Raw genomic sequence first — 9,834 nt, 5'->3', positions numbered from 1 at the left:
CAACATATTATTTACACTCTTTTCAATTTTAATACTGAAGGAAACAACTCCTCAATGCTTGGTGGTTATGAATAGTGAGGTGCTTACTAAATATTCTCTTTTAGTTTATGGCTATGTTAGATTAAATTGTTGATTTTATACACTAAATAAGGCTGTCCCGAAGGACAACCTTATTTAACTAATTTAAAAAGTTTAACAAACAATAATAATAGGATTATAAATTAACCTATTGTAACATAGAGGCTAAAATCCATACTACTAACTATTTCTTTTTAACTTTACTGTGCTATAACTCAAAACAAATAAGTCAATAAGCATTATGCTACCAATAACTCTTATTGCAATATCAGAGAATGGTGATATAAACAGATTAATTCCCATACATATTAATGTAATTATCATTATAATTAAGCTTATCATAAATATATTTTTGTTTTGCATTTACTCTTTTCCTCCTTATCAATAATAAATATATTGTATAAATATACCATATTGGAAAATTAGACATATTGCATTATATACTACTGAAACAATTTTCATTCCTCCTAAAAATATTATTTGTAAATTATTCTGCTTTTGAATTTAATACTAAATATTCATCTTTAGAAATGTTATAATACAGAGCATTAACCGCCATATTATCTAAGGATTTTATTATTTCTTTTTTAGTTAATTTATAGTTAAATCCACATTTTTCATTAACTCTTTTGGAATTACTATTGAAATCAAAATGTCCACACCATATTAAATCTAAATTCATTTCCATAAAGCCATATTGAATTAATGCTTTTACTGCTTCTGGAATGTATTCACTTCCCCAGTAATTAGGATTAAGCACATAACCAATTTCCCTCTGTTTTAAGTCCTTCAAAGAAGAATCTGGTTTTCTTTTATGTAATCCTATCCCCCCAATTACTTTGTTTTCTTTTCTTAATACTATGGCATAGGAATCATTGTTTTTTATGAACATCTTTATTGTTTCTTTACTTTCCTCTTCTGATTTATGTGGCTTCCATCCAGCTCTTGGTCCTACTAATTCACTTTTAGAATACTCATATAAATCTTTGCTATCACTAAGCTTCCAAGGTCTTAATATTAATCTTCTAGTTACTATATCTCTCATATTACCCTTCTCCCTTATATGTGTCTTAGCGTTTTAAATTTGTGATTATTTCTGATAAGTTTAAATATTAAATTTATAGAACTATAATTTATAGAGCTTTTATTAATACATATATTAAACTCACATTTTAATTTAATAATTATGGTAAAGTAATAATTATATTTTTATTTTATTATAATATATCCACCCTAAATATGGTATATTTTTCAAGTTATATTTATTTATGAAATTTTTAAGATATGCTTATTGTTTCTGCTACCTATTATGTGATTAATTATTATATAAAAATTTAATTTTATAATATCCTCATAATATAAAAAGTTCACTAATGTTACCTTCTTTAATAAGATAACATTAGTGAACTTTATTGATTTAAATATAATTTAAATATAATTTAAATAGTATATAAATGCTAATGAAGTTCCTGTAAGAATAATAAAATTAATAATAGCTAACTTATATTCCTTCTTTATAGCTGTAATTATAAGTGCAATACCACTTAATGCCATATTTATTAAAGCTAAATAAAAATTAGTAAATAGTCCTCTAATAAATATAGTTTCTAATATGTACATTACTGTGCTTATAAATACAATATTTTGTACTACTTTAATCCATTTACTTTTAGTTGATATAATATTTTTCTCCATATTATTTCACTCCCTTATTAAATTATAAGACTATGTTAATTTACATAGATTGCTATTTTTTTGCTTTTTTATTATATATTTTGTGATAGAAAAAATCTACTTTTATAGAGAGTCTTATATGAAATTTAACAAAAAGTTTACGATTTTAATACGGAATTCACACTTTAAATTCTTATATTAACTAACCTTAATAATTCTGTTTTTATTATTTATAACACTATTATATAATTAATTATTTTTATGAAAATTTATGGTTATTTTATCCCTTATAGTGTAATAATGCTTAATACCATATTGATTAGAGCTAAATAAACATTAGAAAATAGTCCACTAATAGATATAGATTCTAATATATACATTGATGTAGTTATAAATAGAATAAAGGAGCTGTCGCACAATGTAATCTGTTGCCACAGCTCCCTTTAATATTATTAATTATTATTTACCATTGCGTTATAAAATTCTTCATTAACCTTATATCCTGAATTTAAATATGCTAAAAGACATGCTCCAAGGTCTGGAGATAGTATAGGTTCTATTAATTGAACATTTAAGTTTTCTAGCATACTTCTTAAAGGATTAAGTATTAATTCCCCACTTTTAAAAACTCCACCTGTATAGGATACTTTAACCTGTTCTTTTCCAAAGTTTCTTAATAAGGTCTTTATCATTTCAGTAATTTCAACAGCAGCTTCATTAAATATTGCCATTGCTTCCTCATCACCTAAATTAGCTGCTTCTGAACATATTCTAGAAAATTTTGCTATTTCACTTCTATCACCTTTTATCTTATCATTTACATAAGATATTATTTCAGCATCTTTATTTAGATTTAAGTTAGATTTAATTAATTCATATAGTGCTGCCTTTTCTACACGTCCATCGCTTTCTTTACTAAATAGGGCTATAGTCTTTTTCCCTATCCAATATGCTGAAGCTTCATCACCTACTGTATATCCCCAGCCTCCACATCTTATAATTTCATTATTTTTTAATGCTAAGGCTATAGAGCCAGTTCCAGCTACTATATTAATTCCATCCTCACCAGCTAAAGCACCTGCTATTGCAACTCTTACATCACTTACTAAATTATATTTAATATTCTTAAATACTATCTTTACTATTTCTGCTATCTTCTCTGCAATTTCTTTTACAATTCCATAGCCAGCTAATCCTAAAGTCACTCTTTCTATATCTTCTTCTGAAATTTTATTATTAGCTATGATTTCTTCTAATCCTTCTCTAAGAAGCTTTTCTAAATTATCAAAGCCTATTTGAGTAGGATGTGAAGGCCCTTTTATAACTCTACTAATAACTTTTCCATTTTCATCTATTAACGTAAAACAAGTTTTAGTTCCTCCACCATCAACGCCTAAAAAATACATAAACTTCACCCTACTTAATTAAATTAAAATTGAATTTTTGCCATGGTCTAATATAATCTAAAATAAATATTTCTTCGTCCTTAATATGTCCAACTACATTTGACTTACCGCTATTTTTCATATCACTTAAAGCTATTTGTAATTCTCCAGCATAGTGACCATATTCACTACTTTCAATTACTACATCTCCTCTTTTTATAATTTCAGGAGCATTAAATAATTTGAAATTATGTCCTTTAAATTTAACTCTACTTTGAGTGGATCTAATTAAATTATCTGAGAAGTCTCCTCTATTAAAGTGCATTTCTTCAAATAATATTTTTTGTTCAATTTCAGGTACTCCATCTACAAGTTGTAAATCGAAAGTTACCATATCTTTTCTCATAGAACCTAATTTCTTCATTTCATCTTCACTTGGATAGCAATTAGAAATTATAATATCATTTATATTTCCTAAGGCTATTAAATGCTTAGCTTGTACCTCAACTGGTAAATTTCTATGAAGTTCTAAAGTTGGTAAGCCATCTGTTACTGGCCATGGTCCAAAGGTATTTTCATTTTGGCTAGTTATAAAGGCTGCTGTTCTAAGTCCATATTTATTAAATCTTTCAGTACACTTCATAAAATGATCAAAATTTAATCCACTGTATCTATGTGGATAGAAATTATGACAAGCTATAAGATTATCTTTATTTGGCATATAATCTATTATTGTATCTATATAATTAGTATTGCTACTCATATTAATTTCAATTTTAAGACCGTATTCATTAAAAGTCATTAAGGCTTCTTCTGAACCTGTAAATCCTACATCTAATCTTAGTCCATCTGCTCCTATTTCTTTAAAGAAGCTTAAATCTTTATAACTAATGCCTAACTCATCAAAGACTCTAGGGCTTACATCTACTATAATTTCAAATCCTTTTTCTTTTGCATAATCATTTATCTTCTTAAATTTATTTTTTATATTTTCCTTTGTATCATCTACAGAAAGTAAACAAGAAAATATTCTGCTAAATCCATATTTACTTGCTGAGTCTATATAGTTATAAATTAATTCCTCACTTGTCTTTTCTGGATATATTGATATTCCTAACTTTCCCATTGAAATCACCTCATAATTTAAATTTAAAATTTCATCTATGTTGTATATTGTATACTAAAAATGCATATTAACGAAAAAACTCCTTTCGGAGTTTCTAAATTAATTTATTGGTGCAATTTAAAATTACACCAATAAATCTTTATTTTATATACACATTATTAGTTATTACTTCCAACTAAGCTTTCTTCTAAAGCTTCACCTTGTTCTTCTGCTAATAATTTATTATCATACATCTTAACAAATGGATAGTATATTACTATTGATATTAATATACAAACTATATTTAATACCGTTGCTCTCCAGTCTCCACCAGTAGCTAAGTAAGCTCCTATAGGTCCTGGTAATGTCCAAGGTGCTACTAATACAACCCTATCTACTAGACCTACAACTGTAACAAACCAAGCTAAAGTTCCTGTAACTAACGGAGTTATTATAAATGGTATAATTAATGTTGGATTTAATACGATTGGAGCACCAAATACTATTGGCTCATTAATATTAAATATTCCAGGTACTAAAGCAACTCTTCCGATTTGCTTACCATAAGTAGATTTAGCAAAGAATGTTAAAGCTATTACTAAACCTATAGTACATCCTGACCCACCAATGTATAAGAACCATTGATAGAAAGGTTCTGCAGCTATTGCTGTTAAAGGAGCTCCTGCTGCTGCTGCAACTGAGTTTTGCTCTAATAATATTAACCATACTGGTCTTGCAATAGATCCAACTACTGATGCACCGTGAATACCAAATGACCAGAAGAAGTCTTGTAGGATAGCTAATATCCAAACACTTGGTAAAGTATCACTTGCTTTTACAAGTGGTGCAACTATCTTTCCAATAAATCCATGCCAATCAAAGCCTACATAATAAGTTATTGAACCAATTATTAAAACTATAAGTGCAGCTGGTGTTAAAGCTTCAAAGCTTCTAGCAACTGATGCTGGAACTTGTTCAGGCATTGAAATCTTAAATCCACTCTTATTAGTAAATCTAAATATTTCAACTGCAAATATTGATACTATAATACCAACGAACATTCCGCCTCCACCCATGTTTGCCATAGGCATTTGGAAGCCTTGTGGTACACCTTGGTACCATTTTAATAAATCTGGATTTCCATTAATTATTTCCATAAGTTCAGGAGCTAAAGTACCTGCAGCCTTTGGAACTAAAGTTAATAGGAATGCTGCTGCTGATAATGTTCCTCCAGTAACGCCATCTAGTTTATAAGATCTAGCTAAGCTATATCCTATACCCCAACAAGCATACAATGTCATAATGTACATTGTCATTCTAAATGGTAATACTATAGTTGCAGCATTAGTCTTTAAGAACTTGTAAAGCCCCCAGCTTTCTGGTAGTGGTGGGTTTGCAAGTATTAAGAAAAATGATCCAACAATGATTAATGGTAAAGTAGCTATAATACCGTCACGCACAGCACGTAAATGACGTTGCTCTGCTAGTTTCGCCATAGGCGTAGATAATTTTTTGTCTAAGAAATCGGCAAAATTACCCATATTTTTTCCCCCTTATATTATATTTTTTATATAGAAACTTATATCAGCTTATTTGCTTTCCATAAGTTCTTTAACTTGTTTAAATAATTTTGGTCCACCTAATGGGCTATATGCTTGTGGTTGAATTAATGTACATGGTACATTAGCTTCATCAGCATAAGCTTTTAAATAATCATAACGATGTCTAATTTGTGGTGCTACCATAGCAGCATCATAACCAGCCTTAACTTCCTCTTCAAATTCTTGAGTACTTACGGCCTTAACTTCCATTTCTACCCCATTTTTTTGTGCTTCTTTCTTTAAAGCATTTACTGCTATAGCACTTGACATTCCTTGTGAACAAACAAATAAAATTTTCATAAATAATACCTCCATTTTTTTATTTTAATTATCAAACGTTTACTTAAGACTTATAGGAAGAAATTCAAATACTTCCATAAATAAGATATAATCCCAAATGATATTCCAAAAAATAAATAGCTTAACCAAAAGCCCTTACAAAGTCCTTTTTTACTTTCAATAAAATATCTTACAAAAACTAGTGTAAAACTAGTTATAAAAGTATTCCCAATCATTATGCCAAAATTAGTGCTTGCTCCAAAGTTTGTTAACAGCATTGGGAAAAAAATACTCCCAACTATTGCTCCTAATAAAATAATTATTGCACTTTTAAAACTAAAGGTTGGTATGTCATAGTCCGTTTTCTTTCCTTGTAACTGACTTACTGGAGAACCTTTTCTCATAAACTCCTATACCTCCTTCTATTTAATTTATTATCTTTCTGCTAACTTCTTATGAAGCTTAATTATATGTTCAATTAGTGTTTTTGCTTCAATTGCAGTCATTAAATGATCTTGGGCATGTACAAATAATACGGATACTTCTGTTTTTTCTCCTCTTGCTTCTGCTTGTATTATTCCAGTTTGTATTTTATGAGCTTCCTTTAAACATTCATCAGCTTCCTTTAATAGTTCTTCTGATTTTTTAAAGTCACCCTTTTCGGCAGCTTCTAATGCTTCATAAGCTAGTCCCTTTGCTGTACCACCTTGACTTATTATTTCAAATATTATTACTTCCATATTATCTTCCATAATTGCTCCTCCTGATCCGTTTATAAATTTCATTTTGGATACTCTTTATATTATATTATACACCTTTATATTTTTATTTCAATATTTTTCGAAATTTTTGAAACAAAATTTTATATTATTTCTTCTGTTAATAATATTTTATAATTCAACTTCTTAATTTTTATTTTGGTATACAATTCTATTACTATTAAAAAATAAATTTATAACTATATTTATATATTGTAATAAATCTTTAGTTCCTTAAATTTGCTTAAATTAAGTTTTCCTTCTATACTCTTGTCTCTTGTACAAAGTTTTATTAAATCATTTACCCCTTCATACACCCCCTTATACACGCTTTCTATTACTAGGTTAGTTCCTTCAAATACTAAGTCTTCATCTTTAAGTTTCTTCCCTTTATTAATTTTACTCATTCCCAAAACATATTTACTCTTAGGGTTTTCTAGTCTTTTCTCATCCTGATTTAATTCATATTCATTTATATCTCTACCTTTTTTATATAAATAATATTCTAAATTTGAATATCCATTTAACTCACCTAAAGAAATTGCTTTTAAATAATACTCTATAGCTTTTTCTTCATTTTCAATTAAACCTTCTTCACATAATTCTCCTAAGATAACATATGCCTTTCCTTCATCTAATTTAAGAAGCTCATTTATATATTTATTGCCTTCATCCTTGGATGCCTCTACTCCTATGCCTTTATAATAATAGGATATTAGCTTTAGATTACCTTCAACTATATCTATTTTTCTTAAAAACATTGCCCCTTCAAAAGCCTTTAAATGATCCTCCTTACCTCCAATACCTTTTTCATATATTTCAATAAGTGATAAGATTCCTATTACGCTTACTTTTTCTACTGCCTTTTCATACCACTTAATTGCTTCTTCTATATCTCTAGCTAAGAATATTCCATGCTTGTACATATTTGCTATACAATTAATAGCTTCATTACATTTATGCTCTGCTGCATCTAGGAAATTGATAAATGCCATTTCATTATTTTTCTCCATTCCAATTCCATAAAGATTTAGTAATCCATAATAATATGTTCCAATAGCTAAGCCACTATCTATAATTTTATTTACATATGCTAAAATTTCCGTTTCATTTACTTCTTTCTTCTCTAAAAAATTCTTTATACCTTCTCTAGCTAAAATACTAGCTGCTTGAGAAGAACCTTTCCTATATGCTTCTATTAAATACTTTTCTCCTTTTTCTCTATCCTTATCTAAAAGTGCTATACCTAAAATAAATAAGCTATTAGCATTACCAGACTTTACACCCTTTTTAATATACTCTAATCCCTTTTCTCTATCTTCCTTAATCCCTTCCCCATTTAAATACATAACACCTAATCTTTGAGTGCAATTAATATCCCCACATTCATCACCTTCATTATAATTTAATAAAGCTTCTTCTACTTTACCTTCCTCTTCATATAATTGACCAAGTTTATAAAAAAGACTTATATTACACTTATCTATACTTTCTTTATAAAGTGAAAATGCCTTGTCCCTATCTTCCTTTACGTATAAGCCCCAATAATACATATCTCCAAGACTTTCTAAGCAGTTCATCTCCTTCTTATTTGCTCCCTTAGATAAATAAAAGAAGGCCTTCTTATAGTTTGCATCTATAATACTATTACCTTCTAAATATGATTGTCCTAAAATATAATAAGCATCTTCAAAATCATTATCAGCTGCTTCCTCTAACCAATAGTATGCTTTAATATTATCCTTCTCACAGCCCTCTCCATTTTTATATAAATAAGATAAAGCATATTGAGCTGGAGCAAATCCCTTTTCAGCTGCTTCCTTGTACCACTTAAATGCATACTCTAAATTTTGTTTAACTTCTTCACCTTCATAATAAATAAAGCCTAAAGAGTATTGAGAATAGACGTTTCCTTTTAAAGCAGCTTTCTTATACCAATACAATGCTTTATTAATATCCTTTTCCCCACCATATCCCTTTTCATAAAATAACCCTAAGTAGCTTTCTGCATGTTCATTTCCTTCCTTAGCTGCCTTTTCAAAATATTCTTTAGCCTTGTAATAATCCTTATCTACATTTTTACCTAAATAATATAATTCCCCAGAAAGTAAGTTTTCTTCTGAAGATGTATCTTCCCTTTCTGTATCATCTCCGTCAAAGTCTCCTAAGCCATCTATTTCAAAAGAATTTAATGAGTTATCCTCATCCTTATCTCTTTCAAGCTTTAAATTAATATATTTATTAAATACCTCCTGCTCTTCTTCACTTAGCTTATTTATAAATAATGAATAATCTTCTTCACCAGACTTTATAACTAGCCATACACAAAGGTCATAAATAAAATTTTCATTATGCAAATACTCCTCATAATACTCCTCTATCTCATCACTTGACATATTTGGAGTTTCCCTTAAATAATTAAATTCATCTAAGTAGTCCATAATATTTTTCTTTAATTCATAATCAAGTACATTCTTTTTATATAATAAATCTATATTTTCCCCTATGGTGTTTTCTGTATTATAGAAAATATTATTTTTTAAATGTGCTGTAATAATTACTTCCTTTATTAATTTTATTAACATTGAATTAACTACTCTAGCATCTTTCTCCTTCCATATCTTATTTAAAAGGTAGTATATGTCTCTAAACTCTAATAATAAAAAATCGAATTTGTATTTCATCTTTTAATGTACACCCCTCTTTACTTTCTTATTATTATTTTATTTACTCATCTAGTTTATAGAACAAAATATTTAAATGAAGAATGTAAAATGTAGAATTAATGAGTAAATTCCTCCAAAGTCGGAATTTAATGAATTAAAGAATGAAGCTTCTCTTTTGCTTACGCAAAATCGAAATGAAAGAATGAAAGAATTAAAGTTTAATGCATAATGCGTAATGCACAATGCATAATTAAAGTGTAAATTCCTCCAAAGTCGGAATTTAGAAAT

General features: G+C 28.1%; 10 protein-coding genes. All 10 read right to left on the bottom strand.

What is annotated here, in order from left to right:
- Positions 1 to 258 precede the first annotated feature (258 nt).
- The 10 genes from HUJ77_RS00420 to HUJ77_RS00375 all read right to left on the bottom strand — a co-directional run bounded on the left by HUJ77_RS00420 (position 259) and on the right by HUJ77_RS00375 (position 9,564).
- Positions 259 to 441 (bottom strand): hypothetical protein, encoded by a 183-nt coding sequence (locus tag HUJ77_RS00420; protein WP_291706593.1) that lies wholly within the window; start codon positions 439 to 441, stop codon positions 259 to 261.
- A 124-nt stretch (positions 442 to 565) separates the two neighbouring features.
- Positions 566 to 1,123 carry a GNAT family N-acetyltransferase gene (locus HUJ77_RS00415; protein ID WP_291706592.1) on the bottom strand — a complete coding sequence of 186 codons (558 nt, stop codon included), beginning with the start codon at positions 1,121 to 1,123 and terminating at the stop codon, positions 566 to 568.
- A gap of 383 nt (positions 1,124 to 1,506) precedes the next feature.
- Positions 1,507 to 1,773 (bottom strand): hypothetical protein, encoded by a 267-nt coding sequence (locus HUJ77_RS00410; RefSeq protein WP_291706591.1) that lies wholly within the window; start codon positions 1,771 to 1,773, stop codon positions 1,507 to 1,509.
- Between the two features lie 431 nt (positions 1,774 to 2,204).
- Positions 2,205 to 3,158 (bottom strand): BadF/BadG/BcrA/BcrD ATPase family protein, encoded by a 954-nt coding sequence (locus tag HUJ77_RS00405; RefSeq protein WP_291706590.1) that lies wholly within the window; start codon positions 3,156 to 3,158, stop codon positions 2,205 to 2,207.
- A gap of 10 nt (positions 3,159 to 3,168) precedes the next feature.
- Positions 3,169 to 4,263, bottom strand: a complete 1,095-nt coding sequence (locus HUJ77_RS00400; protein WP_291706589.1) for a MupG family TIM beta-alpha barrel fold protein — start codon at positions 4,261 to 4,263, stop codon at positions 3,169 to 3,171.
- Positions 4,264 to 4,421: 158 nt separating this feature from the next.
- Positions 4,422 to 5,783 carry a PTS sugar transporter subunit IIC gene (locus HUJ77_RS00395; protein ID WP_291706588.1) on the bottom strand — a complete coding sequence of 454 codons (1,362 nt, stop codon included), beginning with the start codon at positions 5,781 to 5,783 and terminating at the stop codon, positions 4,422 to 4,424.
- A 48-nt stretch (positions 5,784 to 5,831) separates the two neighbouring features.
- A complete protein-coding gene (locus tag HUJ77_RS00390) occupies positions 5,832 to 6,143 on the bottom strand; it encodes a PTS sugar transporter subunit IIB (protein ID WP_291706587.1) in 312 nt (103 codons plus the stop codon).
- A 50-nt stretch (positions 6,144 to 6,193) separates the two neighbouring features.
- Complete coding sequence (locus tag HUJ77_RS00385; protein WP_291706586.1) at positions 6,194 to 6,526, bottom strand: hypothetical protein; 333 nt, start codon at positions 6,524 to 6,526, stop codon at positions 6,194 to 6,196.
- Positions 6,527 to 6,556: 30 nt separating this feature from the next.
- Positions 6,557 to 6,874, bottom strand: a complete 318-nt coding sequence (locus HUJ77_RS00380) for a PTS lactose/cellobiose transporter subunit IIA (protein WP_291706585.1) — start codon at positions 6,872 to 6,874, stop codon at positions 6,557 to 6,559.
- 212 nt (positions 6,875 to 7,086) lie between these two features.
- The gene (locus tag HUJ77_RS00375) at positions 7,087 to 9,564 is read right to left on the bottom strand and encodes a tetratricopeptide repeat protein (protein ID WP_291706584.1); all 2,478 of its coding nucleotides are present in this window, start codon (positions 9,562 to 9,564) and stop codon (positions 7,087 to 7,089) included.
- Positions 9,565 to 9,834: the final 270 nt, after the last annotated feature.

The sequence above is a fragment of the Clostridium sp. genome (assembly GCF_021443865.1).
Lineage (GTDB): Bacteria > Bacillota > Clostridia > Clostridiales > Clostridiaceae > Clostridium.
Note: the sequence above shows the minus strand (reverse complement) of the source record. Positions and strands in the feature narration are given on the sequence as shown.